Source organism: Leptolyngbya sp. FACHB-261, from assembly GCF_014696065.1.
GTDB lineage: Bacteria > Cyanobacteriota > Cyanobacteriia > FACHB-261 > FACHB-261 > FACHB-261.
The window spans coordinates 407592-424955 of the sequence record NZ_JACJPL010000018.1 but is presented as its reverse complement, the minus strand read 5'-3'; the positions used below and the strand labels follow the sequence as shown (position 1 = coordinate 424955).

Genomic DNA, 17364 nt, shown 5'->3' with positions numbered 1-17364 from the left:
TTGGTAATGTCCCTGTCATGTCGGCACTCATCAATCTTCTACGGCAATAGGCTGCTCAGAGGCTTCTGATTCTTTGGTCTCACTCACATCCTGGGTGGTGAGCTTGAGGAAAACATCCTCTAAGCTCTCTTGGCTGCGGCGCAGTTCGTACAAGCTGAAGCCGTGTTGAATCAGGGTGGCTGCGACTCTGGGGCTGAGTTCCTGACCTGCTTCGCCAGTGATCGTTAGGACAAGATGACCGTTGCGCTGGGGTTCACTGTGCCACGAGCGCAGTTCGGGTACCTGCTGCAGGCAGCTAGCCACAGCCTCAGCATCACCAGAGACTTCCAGTTCTAGACGCTCGCCGCTGCTGAGACGAGCAGTTAGCCCTTCGGGAGTGTCAGTGGCAACGATACGGCCCTGATTGATAATGGCGACGCGGTTACAGGTGGCGCTGACTTCCGGCAGGATGTGGGTCGAAAGAATAATCGTGTGGCTGCCCGCTAGGGACTTGATCAGATTGCGCACATCACTGATCTGCTTGGGATCAAGCCCTACGGTAGGCTCGTCCAAAATAATCACGGGTGGGTCGTGGACTAGCGCCTGAGCGATTCCCACCCGTTGCTTGAAGCCTTTGGAGAGTTTGCGAATCAGGGTGCGACGAACCCCTGTGAGGTTGCAGCGCTCTAGAGCTTGCTGAACTTTGGTCGTTCGCTCTCTGGCCGCTACCCGCTTAATGCGCGCCACAAAGTCCAGAAAGTCTTGGACCGTCATGTCGGGATATAGCGGTGGTTGCTCGGGTAGATAGCCAATAGACTGGCGTACTGCCATTGACTGCTTGTGGACATCAAAGCCTGCAACCTGGGCCGTGCCACTGCTGGCGCTCAGGTAGCCAGCCAAAATCCGCATGGTCGTGGTTTTGCCTGCCCCATTGGGTCCTAGAAAACCGAGAATCTCGCCCGGTTCAACCCGGAAGCTTACATTTGACAGGGCAGTGGCGGTGCCATAGACCTTGCTCAAGGACTCAGCTTCAATCATTCAGCCCCCACTCAATAGGAACCCGGCTCGTACAGCATATAGAAGGTAACACCTCGTGAAGCGCGGTAAGACTTTGGTAGCAACTGACACATTGTTTGTTTTTGATTTGATGGGAACTGTGGTGGTAGATCCCTTTTATGAGGTGCTACCTGCCCACCTGGGTGTGAGCTTTCAAGAACTACTAGCTTTGAAGCATCCGACTATCTGGGTAGAGTTTGAGCGGGGCCTGCGGTCAGAAGCCGAATTTTTAGCGAACTTTTTCCACCCTGAAAGTGGGCGCACTTTAGATGCACCGGAGGCGTTGGTCACGGCCTACACAGATGCATTTGACTTTATGCCTGGCATGGAAAGTTTGTTGACTGAATTGGTTGATCAGGGCTATCCCTTGTGGGTGCTATCTAACTATCCCAATTGGTATGAAATTGCCCGACGCAAACTGAAACTCGACCGTTTTTTTGAGAAATACGTTGTTTCCTGCGATATTCGTCATCGCAAGCCAGAACCTGCTGCTTTTCAAGCGGTTTTGGACTTAGCGAATCGTCCTGCAGCGCAATGCATTTTCGTGGATGACCGACAGGTCAATGTGGATGCAGCTGAGCAACTTGGTTTTCAGGCCCTGCTGTATCGTGACACAGCAGAACTGAGGCGCGATTTGGAGCAATTGCGCGTCAGCTAAAAGCAACTGTAGTGCTATGCCTTGAATGCCTAAAATTTTAGGCATTCTATTTTTATACAAGGTTAAAAACTGAAACCCGGATAATCTTTTTGGGGTTTAAACCACGTTATTGAAACATCGCTAAAACAGGCATAAAAACTCAAGTAAATAGGTCGATCTCTACCTAAAGATAGAGCCCAGATCTGTGTACACAAAAAGTAGCATTGCAGAAGCGAGTGGGCATCCCGTACTGAGTATCCGGTACCTGATATCTAGAACGAGTGCCACTGAACGATGGTTTGGCAGTTTATAGTCACTGTTTGGTAATCGGATCTTTGCTTAGGGCACTTTTGAAAGTGGTTTTTCTGCAAACTAACCAAGATCCAGACAAGCTCTAGAGGTTATCTGAGTTGTACTAATTTCAGTAGCTTGTCGTTGAAATTATGTTTTAGGTGTATATTGTTTGCCTGCTGACGTGGGCTCTATTTTCGATATTTGAACTATTAGAGATCACAAGTCTTCTTTTGCCTTTGGGGGCTGGTGGGGCTTTGTGCTTCAGGGGTGTCTACCAATTCTCGAATTCTTCGAACTACATCCCTCTGTTTCAGTGCTCCCATGCAATTTTGCCAGATGCGGGAATCAATTCCCCAAAGTTCTTCGGGTCATCCCGTTGCTCCTGTTCTGTGGGATAAAATCAGACTTTCACTAATGTACTGGGATTTTGCCAGACGCATCAAAAAGAGCCTGGGCTGTACTGGAATAACAACGTTTAAGCTGGGCGAGCAGTGGACTTTTTATCACGACCTATATCATGTTGAAGTTGCCTGCTTAGAACGAATTCAGATCGGGCCCCATCAGGTCAGTGGTATTCATGGCATTAATGCAACTGCTTTTCATGATGCTCCGCTTGTGGAAGAATATGAGGCTTATTTCGATGAGGCACGGGTCGCTGTTCACGAGTGGTTCACCCGGCCCTCAATATTCACGACTCTGAAGTTGATTCACTGGTTGGTTTGGTTTGCCCTCAGAGGAATTAATTCTTTCGCGGTTTTAATTCGACACTGGCGCAGTCTTCAGCGAGCCCCCCAAGGTTTTCAGGTAACTGCTCGTGAGATTCTCTTGAAAAGGCTACAAGCTCAGAACTTAGACAAACATCGTGAGTCGGAAGGAAACTAGGAAATCTAGGGGACAGAAGAGTTCTTGAGCGCAATTGCTCAGACAGCTGAATTAGAGGCCAAGCGAGAAATAAATCATGAAGCTAACAACTCTACCGACCTAATAGAAAACTATGTATTGATGCAGCCTGTTCTTCAAAGGCTAGACTTGAGACAAGCCAACATCTCCACTTCGTCATGGCCCTCACCACCAATCGGCTCACCTTCGCAGAGTACCTGAAGCATGATGATGGCACCGATACCCAGTATGAACTGGTCAACGGAGAGCTAATTCCGATGAGCCTGGGGAGTGGGAAGCATGGTGCAATTCTCAAATTCCTAGAGCGGAGCTTTGATGCTGAGATTGCTCGTTTGGGGCGGGAGTGGGTTGCCCTTCAGTCTGTAGTCGGCGTTCGTTCCCCCCGTGGTAATCGCTGGGACACCGTCCGCATTCCCGATGTTGTTGTAATTTCTTTAGAGCAATGGCGCGGTCTGCAAAATCGTGAAGCCGTGATTGATCTGAACGAACCTTCACCTCTGTTAGTTGTGGAGGTGGTTAGCGAATCAACCAAAAAAACGGACTACCGAGCCAAACATGCTGAATACAACGTCTTGGGCATTGCCGAATACTGGATTGTAGATCCGCTAATTTCTAAAATCACTGTGCTCACGTTCGTCGATGATTGGTACGAACCCGCAGAATTTGTGGGTTCTGAGGAAATCCAATCTCAAACCTTTCCAGAGCTAAATCTGACGGTTGAACAAGTGTTGAAGAGTAATCTTTAACGCTTGACCGAAACGCCTAACTAACTAGAAAACATTACAAGCGCGAACTCTACCGGTTTCCCTCTGAAGTAATTATTTCAGGAACTACTGAAAGCTCTCACGCTCCAAAAGCCAATCGAAAAAAGTTAACACAAAGGCTTGACAGGTTTCCTACGACTCGATTACTCTCTGAGCCTAAGTAGTCACTGCCCCTAGCGCCACCTGGAGCCCTAACAGACTCCAGATGACTGACCCCCAGATTGCTTTAATCAATCTGGCGGCTGGTGGGAAGTGTAACATCGACCATCACTGGCCCTTCTTCAGGGGCAGGGCGGGTCGTGGCTACCTGTTGAGGCGATTCGCTGCTTGTGGGCGAATTGCCTCCTCCCTCAAGCCCACAAAACTAGCCCATAAAAGATTTTTGGAAGCCTCTGCTATGCACTTAACCCAAGTGTTGCAACCGCAGCTTTGCATTTCCCTTGCGCAAATTGCCCAGTTTCTTGGCATTCCCCAATCCCTTATTTGCCGCATTGAACATTGGCCGCATCAACTGTTTGTTCATCGAGCTGACCGAGGTGGGCAATTCATTAGCTACCGAGTATTTGCCGCTTGGGCTGACGCTTGTGCCCGCAGCATTCAATCCTGCACCGACTCGCGCGTTCTCGACTGGTTGGGGCAGGTAATTCGCCAAGAATGCCAGCGCTTTAGTTATCCAAAAGTGGTGGTTGATCACTGGCGCTGCCTGTGGCTGCAACGCCAAGCCGAACTAAAGTTACAAGCCTCAAGCTCGGTTCTCATTTGCACAGGCCTACAGTGACAGCCTGCTTGGGCACAATGGTGGGGTGATCTGCCAGCACTAACACTATGGTCAGCCATCTGGGCAACCGCCCCCGCAAAAGACCCAGCTTCAAGGACTTGTGGCAGCAGCAGTGGGAGGCCGCGCCTGCCCTTGCTACCGAGGAATCCATTCCTTTAAGGATCCTGGTGCAGGCCCTGGTGTTAGTCGGTATTGCCGCCACCGATACCGTCCTGGGCACCACCACTAGCCTCTGGGCGATCCCGCTCAGTGTCATAGGCGCAACCTGGAGCTATTACCGCAGGCGGGACCGCAACCTGCTGGTCAAGTTCTGCATCGCCATCGGCATGATTGCCATGCTAGTCGTCTTTCTGAGGGCGTTAGTGCAGCAGGAAGACGCTCGCATTCTGCTGGCTCAACTTCTGATTCAGCTCCAGGTGTTACACAGCTTCGACCTGCCGCGCCGCAAAGACCTCGGCTACTCAGCGGTGATCGGTCTGATTCTGTTGGGCGTGGCGGGCACCCTCTCGGAAACGCTCGTCTTCGGCTTGTGGCTGATTCTATTTCTAGTGCTGGCACTGCCGGTGCTGGTGCTGGACTACCGCTCCCGTCTAGGCTTGCCCTCGTCCCTGCCCTCCTTCAAGGCAAAACCAGCCCAGCGTTCTTCCTGGACAACTCTATTGGGTCTGTCGCTAAAGCAATTGGCCTTGGTGCTAGGGGCCTCCGTGTTGCTGGGCCTAGTGATCTTTGCTTGTCTGCCGCGTCTACCAGGCTTTCAGTTGCGTTCACTGCCGGTCAGTGCCCCGATTGAGTTCCAAGGCCGCTTTGATCAAACTCGGATTTTGAATCAGGGTTACACACGCGGGGGCGAGAGCCTCGACGAGCAAACCGGTGAAGGGAATGGCAACGGTCCTGGCTCAGGCCAAGGCCAACAGAGCCAGGCCAAAGGACCAGGCAAGATGGACGGCGAGTTCTACTACGGCTTCAACAGCCGCATGAATCAGAACCTGCGAGGCCAACTCACCCCCAAAGTCGTGCTGCGCGTGCGCTCCCAAGCGGAAACCTTTTGGCGGGTCTTAGCCTTTGATCGCTATACCGGCGATGGCTGGGAGATCTCACGCAACGACGACACGATTACCCTCGATCGGCCCGAGCTGAGCAGCCAGTTTGAAGTGCCACCCCCTGCCAGTAGCTTTCTGGGTCAAAGCGTTGGTGAGGAAGTAATCCAGACTTATACGCTAGCGGCCAATCTGCCAAACCTAATCCCCGCAGCGGCTGTTCCCAGCCGCATCTACTTTCCAACGCGCAAACTAGCTCTGGATCCAGAAGGCGGCTTGCGCTCGCCTGTCGCCTTGCCTGAAGGTCTGACCTACACAGTCATTTCTAATATTCCTCGTCGGGATCGCACAGCTCTGTCTAGAATTTCTCCCATTTATCTGGAGCGGGTGCAGGACTACTATCTGCAACTGCCGGAGACGACACCAATCGAGCGTATTCAGGCTCGGGCCGAGGAGATTTTCAAAACTTCTACCAAGCCCTTGAACTCGGTCTATGAAAAAGCGCTGTACCTGACTCAGTACCTCAAGCAGCACTACACGGTTCAACCCGACCTGCCCTACTTCGACCCCAAAGACGATCTGGCAGCTGAGTTTTTGTTCACTTATCAAGGTGGCTATCCTGATCATTTCTCGACCACGCTGGCAGTGATGCTGCGCTCGTTAGGCATTCCTTGTCGCTTAGCCTCTGGTTTTGCGCCGGGTCAATTTAATCCCTTCACGGGTTTTTATGTGGTTCGCAATAGCGATGCCTATGCGCTGGTAGAAGTGTTCTTTCCGGGAGCCGGCTGGTTTACTTTTGACCCCATCCCCGGCCATGATCTCTATCCCGCTTCTGTAGATCGCGATGAAACCTTCGGACCCTTGCGGGTTCTGTGGCGTTGGGTCGCGGGTTGGTTGCCGCCGCCCTTGCTGGACTTTCTGGGTTACATCTTTGGCGGGGCAAGTGCTCTGCTCGGGCGATTTTTGGGCTGGTTGCTGCTGCTGTTCACGAGCTTTGGTTGGAGCGGCGCTATTCTGGGCGTTTTGATCTTGGTTGGCCTGGGCTTCGCTGTTTGGCTCCTATGGCTAAGTCTTGGTTGGCTGCGTCATCGCAGCCGCTTGCGTCGGCTGTCTCCTATAGAGCGGGTTTATCAGCAGATGGTGCGCTGGTTCGGTGAGCGGGGCTTGCCCAAGCGTCCTGCGCAAACGCCTGCTGAATACGTGGCAGCGATCCGACGTGAACGACCGGCTCAGGCTGAGGCAGCGGAAGCAATTTCTCGTGCTTACACTAACTGGCGCTACGGCGGACAGCAACCTGATCTGGCAACCTTACGTCAGTGGTTGAAGCGGCTCCAGAGCCGCTAACTGCATCTATCCAGAAGTCCGAAAAGAAATACCCCCACTGCTTAAGCATCTCGGCAATGGGGGTATTTTCTTAGGTCGGTTCTTCTTGGGCCAGTTCTTCTTGGGTTAAGTTGAGTCCTAGTTTTGCAGCATTACTAGCACTCAACTTAACTCGGCCCGTGTTTCTAGCGAGTTCAGGTAGCGAATTTCTTAATTAGTACCGCTCACTAGAGCGTTCTTTGAAGCAGCAGCCCCAGCTAACGCCTACGGTGAAATCTTCAGCGCATTCAGACCAAAAGGGCGTTCTCTCAAACACAAAGCGCTGGCGCTTGCTTTTAGTTGAACCGCCAAAATAGCGGCGAATCCGGTCGACTTGAGCAGAAAAGCGGGACGTTACATTGCCAGTTTTAGAGGAAGTCATAAATTTAGTTGGAACTCAGGTGGGGCACAGGTTGTGCGCCTTGATTAGGCTAAGAATGTACAAGTTTAAGTTGCCTAACCGTTTAATTGTAGCAGTTCGAACAATGGTTCTAGGTTAATTGCTTGGACTAAATCTCGATTAATGCCAGCGTTTAAGTTTTAAAACAGGTATAAAAATCAGAAAAATGGCTACCTCCGATAGGGCTAGTATTCAGGGTTTGCAATGCTTTGGAATGTGGTTTGGAATGCTGAAGAAATGAAAAGATTAAAAGGCGGGGCAGATATTATTGAGGGAGCAGTTCTCTATACCATCTGAATTCAGGGCCGATTCCATGCAATTTGCACAGCGCCTTAAGCCCCTCCAAACCAACGTATTTGCTGACATGGACCAGGCCAAGGCCCAGGCCAGGAAGTTGGGGCGAGATCTCATCGACCTGTCTTTGGGCTCATCAGATCTCCAGGCTGCGCCTCATGTTCTCGACACGATTCAGGCGTCTCTGCATGATCCTGGAACTCACGGTTACCTGCTTTTCCACGGCACCCGCAACTTTCGAGCCAGTGTGGCTGTTTGGTACGAGCGCAAGTTTGGCATAGCCATCGATCCGGAAACCGAAGTGCTGCCTCTAATTGGCTCGCAAGAGGGAACGGCTCACCTGCCTCTGGCTGTGCTCAATCCTGGCGACTTTGCGCTATTGCTCGATCCGGGCTACCCCTCCCACGCTGGTGGCGTTTATCTGGCCAGTGGTCAAATTTACCCGATGCCCCTGCGCGAAGAGAACGGCTTTCTGCCGGTCTTCGCCGAGATTCCTAGCCCGGTGTTGGCTCAGTCTCGTCTGATGGTTTTGAGCTACCCGCACAATCCCACCACCGCTCGGGCCAGCCTCAGCTTCTTTGAGGAAGCAGTCGCTTTCTGTCAGGCTCACAACCTGGTATTGGCCCATGACTTTCCCTATGCCGATTTGGTATTTGAAGCGGAGGCTCCGCCCTCAGTGCTGCAAGCGGACCGCGATAAGCAAACTTCGATCGAGTTCTTTACGCTCTCCAAGTCCTACAACATGGGCGGCTTCCGCGTTGGCTATGCGGTGGGCAATCGAGAGCTAATCCGAGCCTTGCGACAAGTCAAAGCCTCGGTCGATTTCAATCAGTATTTGGGCATTCTCAATGGTGCGGCAGCGGCCCTTGAAGGCCCGCAGGAAGGTGTTGCTGAGACGGTCGCAACCTTCCAACGACGGCGCGATGCCTTTGTAGAAGCATTGCAAGGTATGGGTTGGGCTGTGCCCCGGCCGGAAGCAACCATGTATGTTTGGGCAAAGTTGCCAGAGGCTTGGGCGCACAACTCAACGGGCTTCTGCGTAGACCTGGTGCAAGCGACGGGCGTTGCGGTCTCTCCGGGTGCGGGCTTTGGTAAGCATGGCGAAGGATATGTGCGCTTTGCCTTAGTTCATGAGCCGCCAGTGCTGCAAGAAGCAGTTGCTAGGATCGCCCAATTCTTGCAAAATCCTTGAGCACATAAGTCACTGAGCATATAGCTTCTTACGCACACATCCTTGAGCACACAGCATTGAGACAAAACCCATCTTGCCAATAGCAGCCTAACTAGCAGCTGGAAGAATAGTCAGGAATGCCTTCTGGTTCGCTGATATTTGCTTCAGGGACAACTTCTGGCTGGTCGGGCTGCTCATCGCAGTCTCCCCAAACCATGTACTCCAGAAGTACAACATCGAGCCAGGCCATGTACTCTTCCACCTGCCTACCCGTCCCTGTGAGGTGACTTAGCGCCAAGCTTTACGCATTATTAATCCAATGTAACAAAAGTACACCTCAGGCTCAAGCTTGCCCTCTACCGGCGGGAGGAAAGCAAGGGAGTAGGTTCGAACACAGCAGCTTCAAGCTGTTGGAGGGCCTCATCAAGCTGATGATTAACAATCTGAAAATCAAACTCTTTAGCCGCTAGAAGTTCTGTCTGGCTGCAACTCAGGCGACGGGCGATTGCCGCCTCTGAGTCTTGAGCCCGTAACCGCAAACGACGTTCTAGTTCTTCCTGAGAGGGTGGCAGCACGAAGATGCGCAAGGCCTGAGGATAGCTCTTGGCCACCTGCCGCGCTCCCTCTAGCTCGATCTCTAGCACCACCTTCTCGCCTTGCTCCACCCGCTCCAACACCGGCTGTCGAGGCGTGCCATAGCAGTTGCCTGCATACTCCGCCCACTCTAGAAACTCGCCTTGCTCGACCCACTCGGCAAACTGCTCTCGGCTGAGAAAGTAGTAGTGTTGGGCGTGCACTTCGCCAGGGCGGGGGGCACGAGTGGTAGCAGAGATGGAGACGAAGATGTCTGGATGTTTTTGGCGCAGGGCTTTGAGAAGGGTCCCTTTGCCAACGCCACTAGGACCGGTGAGAACGATGAGCTTGCCTGCTGTCGAACGTGAGGGCGGTGATGCCGTCGATGCCAAATTTGCCTCCCAAATAGGCGATGGACTACGGACGTTTAGAGACTCAGTGTTAACAAATATTACTCTGGAGCGGGCCTCTTCAGAGGGAAGCTGGCCGGGCCTGTATGCAGGTTGGAAAATTATGGAGGCTGGAGAGAACTAGCTCAAGCTTTTCTCAAAGTACAGAGGCAGGCTGAGGCTGAACGTGCTGCCCTGGCCTGGTTGGGACTGTACCGTGAGATAGCCGCCGTGGTGTTGCGCGATCTGCCGACACAGATAGAGCCCCAAGCCGATGCCGCGCGGGCGCTTACCATTGGGCTCTTGCATTTGGCTAAATAGCTCAAACACATTCAATTGCTGCTCGTCTGGAATGCCTGGTCCCTGATCGCGGACTGATACCATCGCTTGCTGATCTTGGCGCTCTAGGCTCAGCCAAACTTGAGTGTGCATGGGGCTGAATTTGGCAGCATTGTCCAGCAGGTTGATTACCAGCTGCACGAGGCGATCTGAGTCGCCACAAACCTCAAAGGTCGGCTCTGCCAATGCGCAGTGCAGCTGGATGTGACGGTTCTCATAGAGGGGTTGGGTTGCCTGGACTGCCTGCAAGAGAATGGCTTTGAGATCAACGGGCTCCTCCCGCCAGCGATAGGTGCCCGAGTCCAACTTGGCGAAGTCGAGCAAACTATTGACCAGTCGAGCGAGGCGACGGGATTCCCGCTCAGAAATATCCAGTACTTTGGTGGCCTCAGGGCTGAGTTGTGGGGCTAGGCTCTTGAGCGCTGCAATGGCTGTGGCGACTGTGGCAATGGGCATGCGAATCTCGTGGCTGACGGTGGCAACGAGTTCAGACTTGAGTTTTTCCAAACGGCTGAGGTTGGCATTGGCCTGTTGCAGTTTGTGATTAGCTTGCGCTAAAGCTTCAGCCTGTTTGCGTTCGGTAATATCGCGTTGAATGGCAAGCCAATTGGTATACCAGCCAGCGCCGTCATCTACAGGGACGATGCTCAACTCTACCCAAAACTCGCTGCCGTCCTTGCGGTAATTGACCAGTTCGACTGTGCTTGCCTGCCAAGTTTGAAGAGCGGTTCGGATCTGGTCAAGTTGCTTCCTGTCAGTTTTGGGTCCCTGGAAGAGTCGGGGTGTCAGACCTACGACCTCTTCTGGTTGGTAGCCTGTGATGGTCTCAAGGGCCGAATTAGCGAAGAGAATGCGCGGACCAGGGTCATCAACCGGTCGAGCTTCGGTGATCAAGAAAGCGTCTTGGCTTTGCTCAATAGCGCTCTTTAACAGGCGCAATTGCTCTTCGGTGCGCTTGCGCTCACTGATGTCTTGCCAGGCCACAGCAAAGCCATCGTCTAATTTATTCACACTCAAATCAAAGGCTTTAGCCAGATAGCGGCGGCCCTCAGCATCGCGTCTGTGGATCACAACTTCTCTGGTGAGTGATTGGCCTGTTTCTATGACTCGGCAGTAGTCGTCAAATAGCCCAACCTCACGATGAATAGGCAAGAGTTCAAGCAACTGTTTGCCCAACTGTTGCTCCCGGCTAAGACCATTGTTGGCACAAGCCGCTGCGTTGACGTATTCCACACGGAAATCAACAATTTGACCCGCCTGATCTCGAATCGTTGAGTAAATGCCAAAACAATCTAATAGGTTCTCGACAGAGATGCGAAAACGTTCTTCGCTTCTCCTCAGTTCTACTTCGGCTTGTTTGCGTTCGGTAATATCTTGAACCTGAACAGCACGATAAAGAACTTGCCCATCTTGATCTTTCACCGCCGTGAGATCGATCAGAACCGGAAAAATGCTACCGTCCTTACGTCGATGTCTCGACTCATAGATGTAGTGGTTTTGTTCATGAGCAAAGCGATTGGCTTCCGCAATCTGGGTCTGACACTCCGGTGCAAAGACCAAGGCAATTGGTTGCCCGATAAGTTCCTCCACCGTGTAGCCATGCATCTGCGCGTAGGCCGGATTGAGCATTTCTAAAGTTTGGCCATCAGCACTGCCCACGGCAATGCCCCAGGTTGCATGTTCAAAAATATGAGCCCATTTCTGTAGCGTTGCTTCGGCCTGCTTGCGTTCGGTAATATCCCGGCCTACCGACTGGAACTCGATGAGTTTTCCCTGCTCATTAAAGAGGGCGCGAGCGGTCCACTCTTGCCAACGCACTTCACCATTCGGCAATTGAAGTCGCTCTTCTACCGTCACGACCGGATTTTCATAATTGAGAGTCTCAAAGTGCTGGGCTAAATGCGGATAGTCTTCGGCTGCAATCAGTTCAGAGCAGGTGCGTCCCAGCAGTTCCTCGGGCTGTTTGCCTAAATAACGGCAGAATGCGCTGTTGACGAATGTATGTTCTCCTGTCGGCAATTTACGTGTCACCATTTCGGTCTGATCTTCAACGATGGCGCGGTAACGGGCTTCGCTCTGACGCAGCGCTTCTTCCACGCGCTTGCGCTCCGCAATTTCCCGTTCTAGTTCACGATTAGTGGCTTCGGCTATTCTGGCCCGGAGCAGCGTTTCTTCAGTTTGCTGGCGCTCTGCTTCGAGTCGCTTAGCTGTGGTGATATCTTGAATTTGGGTAATGAAATGAAGTGGCTGCTGTTGCGGATCTCGGGCCAGCGAAACACTGAGTGAGGCCCAAATAATTTGTCCTTGCTTATGCAGATAGCGCTTCTCCAGTTGATAGTGAGAGAGCTCTCCAGACAATACTTTCTGGACGTAGTTTAAAGTGAGTTTCAGGTCCTCTGGATGCGTGATTTCTTGGTAAGAAAGGGAAAATAGCTCTAATTCGGAGTAGCCCAACATCTCACAAAGAGCGGGGTTAACAGCCTCAAAAAAGCCCTCTGGCGATACCAAGCACATACCCACGGCAGCCGTCATAAAGGCGTTGTGAAAATACTCTTCCTTCTGCCGCAGTGTGGCTTCTGCTTGCTTTTGTGCAGTAATGTCTCGCCCTATCGCCTGCACTTCAACCAAGTGACTTTGTTCGTCAAAAATGGCCTGCTCTGTCCATTCCTGCCAGCATAACTGGCCATTTGCCATTACAAACTTCTCCTCAATGGTTGCCGTTGGCTGCTGGGGATTGAGTGAAGCGATCCGCCGTTCTAGTATTCTCTCTAGTACATTGCCAAGTTTGGGAGAATCAAGTGCTGCGAAATGAGAGCCTAGCAACTCTTGGCGCATCTTGCCGTAATAGCGGCAATAGGCATCATTGACAAACGTTAGGGTGCCATCTGGCAGGAAGCGACAGATCAGCTCAGTTTGGGTTTCTACAATTGCCCGATAACGAGTTTCGCTGTCTGCTAAAGTTTGGGCAAGTTTCTGTTGTTGAGCCATGGCTTGCTGTAGCTCAACCGTTCGTTCAGCAATGACCTGCTGCAATGATTCTATGACGCCATACATTTCTACAGGATCTAAAACCTGCAGCACACAGGTTTGCGTGACCAGCCCAATCAGCGCACCACTCTCGCTAACCACAACCAATCGCCGCACCTGGAGCTGTTGCATGTGCTGATGAGTTTGCCACAGCGAATCATGAGGCTGAACGGTGAACAATGGCTGGCTCATCACCGCATGGGCTTGCACTTGTATGAAGTCCAGCCCTTGTGCCTGAAACTGCACAATATCCCGCTCAGTGACAATGCCAACAGGCCGATCTGCCTCCACAAGCACAACGCAGCTGACCTGCTGGTCCGCCATCAGTTTGGCTAACTCCAGAATGGAAGTAGACGAAGCCGCTTGAATTACCGCAGTTGTCATCACGTCGGTGACCCGTCTCAAGCACAGCAGATCGGTTGGTTTAAGGCTATTACGAATGCTCTGCGGTGTGATTACCCCTACTACTTGCTGCTGCTCGTTTAGCACTGGCAGATGGCGAATCTTGTGTTGTTGTAGCTGTCGCAAAACCGTGAAAATATCTGCAGCTTCAATTTCAGTTTCAGACAGTGTGAGCACCTGCCGCGTCATTAAGTCACCCAGGGTCACGGTTTGTGCAGGACCTATTTTTGTAAGACCTGCTGCGGTAGCTCGGACCACGTCTCGTTCTGTGAAAATTCCTGCTAATTGTTGTTTTTCTAGAACCAAAATATAGCTCGTCTGGCTCTGTCTCATGGCTTGGATCGCAGCTTGAATCGAAGTGCTAGGAGCTAAGCTGAGGAGGCAAGGTTGCATAACTTGAGCGAGAGGTGTTTCCATAGAACCTAAAAGCTAGGATGTCTTACACCTGAATTGCACAGGTAGATGAGATGCACCACGAAAATGGTTCTCTGAGAAGAACTAACGTGTCGGCCTATAGCCTAAAAAAGTGCCCAGAGAAGTACCTAAAGAAGGGATTGATGCAGATGATAGAAGCCAGGGTTTAGATGCTAACCCTCGTTCTGAATTCAAGGTAGAGTTTGACCCCGAAGTTGACCCCAAGCTGAATTCCAAACTTGATTCTGAGATTACTAATAGACTCTATTCACGTCTTAGCTGCTGTGCCCGAATCGTCTTACCCCTTTGGCCTATGGCTTCGGTATAAAGGAGCGGTGTAAAGAGGTGTAAAGAAGAGATATGAGTAAGATCAGGAAACTATTGAAAGTTAGATTAGATGGTGCTCACGAGCGAACTGAATAATGGCACCCCGATTCGACAGATTTAGTTTAACGCGGATGTTCGCGACATGCCCCTGTACTGTTCGCATAGAAAGATGCATTTTCTCAGCAATTTGCCGATTGCTGAGACCGTTAGTTACCCAATAAAAAATCTCTCGTTCAGCGGTACTCAGCTTAGCAATGGGTGATCCTGGTGCAAGCAAGAAATTGACCAATTCTCTAGCTTGATCAGGACCATCTACTGCTACTTGGGTTTGGCCATTGTCAAGAAACTCTGAATCGGATGGTAGATTGGGCTGCACCCGTTGCATCCGCTTTTCAATGCGTAAAATCAGCTCTTCTGTCTCAAAGGGCTTGGTCAGATAATCGTCAGCACCCACCAATAAACCTGCCACGCGATCTTGGGGCAAAGTACGAGCAGATAGGAAAATAAAGGGCAATACCTCAAGCCCCGGCGACTGTCGAACCTGTCGGCAGAGCTCCAAGCCATTGCAGTTAGGCATGGCTACATCAGCAACCACGATGTCAGGTTCTGGCGCTACTGTGTCCTTGAGGATGTCTAGGGCCTCTAAGCCATCTTGGGCAATTTGAACCTTATAGCCCCTTGCCTCCAGCAAGATCCTTAGAATCTCGGCGAATTCAAGATCATCATCTACAACCAGAACCCGTGTCATCACAACTTTGCTATCCAGCTCTAGGATCTGAACCTGCGCAGGTTGTTTTTACAAACCGGAGTTAACTGCTCTAAAACTTTAGAGATGAGATAATACATTTCTTGCTCTTCCAATGCGACTCTGGACTGCGGAGGATATTCCCTTTTCGGGGCACTAGAAGCACCATCTGGCCTCGCATGCCACCGATCCTACACCCGGATTTTCTAAATCGACCGTAAAAACTTTATATAATACAGTATTGTTAAACACTCAAGATACTCGAAAATTCAACGCTTTTAAAAATTGATGGCCGCAAATGCGCTTAAAGAATGAGTATGTGCTTTCAGGATTCTGAAACAGCCCGTGGTAAAACGATGGCGGTAAAGCTGTTGTGCTCCTGAACGTGCTCTTTCTTGAAACTGTCTAATTTCATAACGTTTAGAACTTAGGTATCCGTAGGTTTTAGTAAATTCTTAATTCATTACAATGTCTTGGACACAACCTAGATCAGCTGATATTCTAAGCCTAGGATTCAGCTTGTAATCTCTACAGGTTATAGAGAATTCAAGAGATGTTCGTCAATAGATGTGAACTTGAAGAGCAATCTCTTGGATGAATGATCAGAAAACATCAAGTTGCCAAACCTCTAGCGCTAGCCAATTGTCAGTCCGTAGTTCAGTCTCAATTGCCTACGACTTGAATTCTTATAACTTGAGAAAGGTAGACACAGGGGCGATGCAATATATCAACTTTGTTCAAATTCTTGAGTTGGCTCGTCAGGCCGGTTTGCTCTACAGCGAAGACATAAGCTGGTTGCAGGAGTATTGCTCTGGCTGGATTGTGCCAATGCTCGAAGAAGAGGACTTGAGCAATGTCAGAGCTTTAGAAACTCATGTCCAAGCCGTTCAGCAATTGTTAAAACAAATACATTCAAAGCGGCAAGACCTGCTGCAACCGGCCTGGACCTCACCTAATATGCTGCCTCATGAGGTCGCTCAGGTAGAGCAAGAACACTTCATAAATATCTGGCTCAAGTTACCCCAGCTAGAGGGGTTGCAGAGGGTTCTGGAGTCCCTTCTACACCAAGGTATGATCCAGCTAGACCAGGTCTGGCAGCAGCAGATGGTCGCTCGTTAAGGCAGCTTTGAGCCAACTGCTTGCTGTACTCTCACTGCTTGACTGATTTGCTGGGCAATCACTCGGCCCCACTCAAAATTGCCTGAGCCTAAGATTACCCAAGTTCAAAATCTACCCAAGCCTTAGCTATGGGAGGACAACAACAGAGGCGTGGCAAAGACAATGTCCTCTAGTTGCTGAAGGGCGCTCTCAAGCTCTTGATTCACTAACTGCACATCAAACTCAGCTGCAGCACGCAACTCCTCTCGCGACCGGGCAAGCCGTCGGGCAATCGCGATGTCAGAGTCTTGACCGCGAGAGCGCAGACGGCGTTCCAGTTCTTCCCAAGACGGTGGCAGCACGAAGATGCGCAACGCTTGTGGGTAGCTCTTGGCCACCTGCCGCGCTCCCTCTAGCTCGATCTCTAGCACCACCTTCTCGCCTCGCTCCACCCGCTCCAACACCGGCTGTCGAGGCGTGCCATAGCAGTTGCCCGCATACTCCGCCCACTCTAGAAACTCGCCTTGCTCGACCCACTCGGCAAACTGCTCTCGACTGAGGAAGTAGTAGTGTTGGGCGTGAACTTCGCCAGGACGAGGGGCGCGAGTGGTGGCAGAGATGGAAACAAAGAGGTCTGGGTGTTTTTGGCGCAGGGCTTTGAGAAGGGTCCCTTTGCCAACGCCACTAGGGCCTGTGAGAACGATGAGTTTGCCTGGTGCCGAACTTGCTGCCAAACGTGGTGCCAAAGTCACCTCTCAGTGTCTAAAAATGGGAGTGAGGATGGGGGTTGTCCGGGTTGATGAGCCTGTCGTTATCTATATGTATTGACTGGGTATTGGTCTGGAATTTGTGTGTCTGGGCTCTAGATATCCAGATATCCACAGCTAAGGAGCCCGAGCTATAGATCCCGCCGGTTTGTAGAAATGGAGCCAATAAACAGGAGACTTCTACTCGTCTGAGTGACTGTCTTTGCCGATGACAAAGCGGTTCGCCACAGTTTCAGGTTGGATGGCTGAAAGAATTACATGGCTAGAGTCGGTAATGATCACAGCACGGGTGCGACGGCCATAGGTCGCGTCGATTAGCTGACCCCGATCGCGAGCATCGCTGATGATACGCTTGATAGGAGCGGATTCCGGGCTAACAATTGCTACCACGCGGTTGCCAGACACAATGTTCCCGAACCCGATGTTGATCAGCCGGATGTTGTCCATGGCATACCTTCATATGGGTGGGAAGCTTATAAAAACTTAACTTCTGATTTGACCTCTATGGTATCGAGAATCTTTAGAGGTCAACAAGTCAGAAAATGACTGAAATAGGCCAATTTGTGCTGTTTCAGGTCATACTTGCCACTTTCCAGCCTGGAATATTCACT

Annotated in this window: 15 protein-coding genes; 7 read left to right on the top strand and 8 right to left on the bottom strand. The window is 51.2% G+C overall.

All coding sequences use genetic code 11. The features are described from left to right. Positions 1-30: 30 nt before the first annotated feature. On the bottom strand, positions 31-1017 hold the full coding sequence (locus tag H6F94_RS11255) for an ABC transporter ATP-binding protein (RefSeq protein ID WP_190802306.1): 987 nt from the start codon (positions 1015-1017) through the stop codon (positions 31-33). Positions 1018-1072: 55 nt separating this feature from the next. Between H6F94_RS11255 and H6F94_RS11250 the strand changes: the two genes are divergently transcribed. From H6F94_RS11250 to H6F94_RS11230, 5 genes are all read left to right on the top strand, one after another. After that, entirely contained in the window at positions 1073-1693 is a 621-nt protein-coding gene (locus tag H6F94_RS11250; protein ID WP_190802305.1) for an HAD family hydrolase, read from the top strand. A gap of 687 nt (positions 1694-2380) precedes the next feature. Beyond that, positions 2381-2848 (top strand): hypothetical protein, encoded by a 468-nt coding sequence (locus H6F94_RS11245; RefSeq protein ID WP_190802304.1) that lies wholly within the window; start codon positions 2381-2383, stop codon positions 2846-2848. A 176-nt stretch (positions 2849-3024) separates the two neighbouring features. Next, entirely contained in the window at positions 3025-3612 is a 588-nt protein-coding gene (locus H6F94_RS11240; RefSeq protein ID WP_190802303.1) for a Uma2 family endonuclease, read from the top strand. Between the two features lie 223 nt (positions 3613-3835). Beyond that, positions 3836-4408 carry a hypothetical protein gene (locus H6F94_RS11235; protein WP_190802302.1) on the top strand — a complete coding sequence of 191 codons (573 nt, stop codon included), beginning with the start codon at positions 3836-3838 and terminating at the stop codon, positions 4406-4408. A gap of 47 nt (positions 4409-4455) precedes the next feature. Beyond that, the gene (locus tag H6F94_RS11230) at positions 4456-6789 is read left to right on the top strand and encodes a transglutaminase TgpA family protein (RefSeq protein WP_190802301.1); all 2334 of its coding nucleotides are present in this window, start codon (positions 4456-4458) and stop codon (positions 6787-6789) included. Positions 6790-6982: 193 nt separating this feature from the next. On the opposite strand, the gene H6F94_RS11225 is transcribed toward H6F94_RS11230, so the two are convergent. Then, positions 6983-7189 carry a hypothetical protein gene (locus tag H6F94_RS11225; RefSeq protein ID WP_190802300.1) on the bottom strand — a complete coding sequence of 69 codons (207 nt, stop codon included), beginning with the start codon at positions 7187-7189 and terminating at the stop codon, positions 6983-6985. Positions 7190-7520: 331 nt separating this feature from the next. On the opposite strand from H6F94_RS11225, the gene H6F94_RS11220 reads away from it, so the two are divergent. Beyond that, positions 7521-8693 carry an LL-diaminopimelate aminotransferase gene (locus tag H6F94_RS11220; protein WP_190802299.1) on the top strand — a complete coding sequence of 391 codons (1173 nt, stop codon included), beginning with the start codon at positions 7521-7523 and terminating at the stop codon, positions 8691-8693. A gap of 91 nt (positions 8694-8784) precedes the next feature. Here H6F94_RS11220 and H6F94_RS11215 read toward each other — a convergent pair whose 3' ends face one another. From H6F94_RS11215 to H6F94_RS11200, 4 genes are all read right to left on the bottom strand, one after another. Continuing rightward, positions 8785-8934, bottom strand: coding sequence for a hypothetical protein (locus H6F94_RS11215; RefSeq protein WP_190802298.1), 150 nt, complete (start codon positions 8932-8934; stop codon positions 8785-8787). Positions 8935-9028: 94 nt separating this feature from the next. Then, a complete protein-coding gene (gmk, locus tag H6F94_RS11210; RefSeq protein WP_190802297.1) occupies positions 9029-9637 on the bottom strand; it encodes a guanylate kinase in 609 nt (202 codons plus the stop codon). Between the two features lie 138 nt (positions 9638-9775). Then, on the bottom strand, positions 9776-13819 hold the full coding sequence (locus H6F94_RS11205; RefSeq protein WP_190802296.1) for a PAS domain S-box protein: 4044 nt from the start codon (positions 13817-13819) through the stop codon (positions 9776-9778). Between the two features lie 385 nt (positions 13820-14204). Further along, on the bottom strand, positions 14205-14891 hold the full coding sequence (locus H6F94_RS11200; protein ID WP_190802295.1) for a response regulator transcription factor: 687 nt from the start codon (positions 14889-14891) through the stop codon (positions 14205-14207). Positions 14892-15482: 591 nt separating this feature from the next. Here H6F94_RS11200 and H6F94_RS11195 point away from each other — a divergent pair. Then, the gene (locus tag H6F94_RS11195) at positions 15483-16007 is read left to right on the top strand and encodes a hypothetical protein (RefSeq protein WP_190802294.1); all 525 of its coding nucleotides are present in this window, start codon (positions 15483-15485) and stop codon (positions 16005-16007) included. Positions 16008-16129: 122 nt separating this feature from the next. On the opposite strand, the gene gmk (H6F94_RS11190) is transcribed toward H6F94_RS11195, so the two are convergent. Further along, positions 16130-16738: a guanylate kinase gene (gene gmk, locus H6F94_RS11190; RefSeq protein WP_190802293.1), complete on the bottom strand. Its 609-nt coding sequence runs from the start codon at positions 16736-16738 to the stop codon at positions 16130-16132. A 195-nt stretch (positions 16739-16933) separates the two neighbouring features. Then, on the bottom strand, positions 16934-17200 hold the full coding sequence (remA, locus tag H6F94_RS11185; protein ID WP_190802292.1) for an extracellular matrix/biofilm regulator RemA: 267 nt from the start codon (positions 17198-17200) through the stop codon (positions 16934-16936). Positions 17201-17364: the final 164 nt, after the last annotated feature.

Excerpts from the sequence above, each read along its gene's own strand:
- H6F94_RS11255 (WP_190802306.1), bottom strand. The coding sequence starts at position 1,017 with ATGATTGAAGCTGAGTCCTTGAGCAAGGTCTATGGCACCGCCACTGCC.
- H6F94_RS11245 (WP_190802304.1), top strand. The coding sequence starts at position 2,381 with ATGTACTGGGATTTTGCCAGACGCATCAAAAAGAGCCTGGGCTGTACT.
- H6F94_RS11240 (WP_190802303.1), top strand. The coding sequence starts at position 3,025 with ATGGCCCTCACCACCAATCGGCTCACCTTCGCAGAGTACCTGAAGCAT.
- H6F94_RS11235 (WP_190802302.1), top strand. The coding sequence starts at position 3,836 with ATGACTGACCCCCAGATTGCTTTAATCAATCTGGCGGCTGGTGGGAAG.
- H6F94_RS11230 (WP_190802301.1), top strand. The coding sequence starts at position 4,456 with ATGGTCAGCCATCTGGGCAACCGCCCCCGCAAAAGACCCAGCTTCAAG.
- H6F94_RS11225 (WP_190802300.1), bottom strand. The coding sequence starts at position 7,189 with ATGACTTCCTCTAAAACTGGCAATGTAACGTCCCGCTTTTCTGCTCAA.
- H6F94_RS11220 (WP_190802299.1), top strand. The coding sequence starts at position 7,521 with ATGCAATTTGCACAGCGCCTTAAGCCCCTCCAAACCAACGTATTTGCT.
- H6F94_RS11205 (WP_190802296.1), bottom strand. The coding sequence starts at position 13,819 with ATGGAAACACCTCTCGCTCAAGTTATGCAACCTTGCCTCCTCAGCTTA.
- H6F94_RS11200 (WP_190802295.1), bottom strand. The coding sequence starts at position 14,891 with ATGACACGGGTTCTGGTTGTAGATGATGATCTTGAATTCGCCGAGATT.
- H6F94_RS11195 (WP_190802294.1), top strand. The coding sequence starts at position 15,483 with ATGAATGATCAGAAAACATCAAGTTGCCAAACCTCTAGCGCTAGCCAA.
- remA (WP_190802292.1), bottom strand. The coding sequence starts at position 17,200 with ATGGACAACATCCGGCTGATCAACATCGGGTTCGGGAACATTGTGTCT.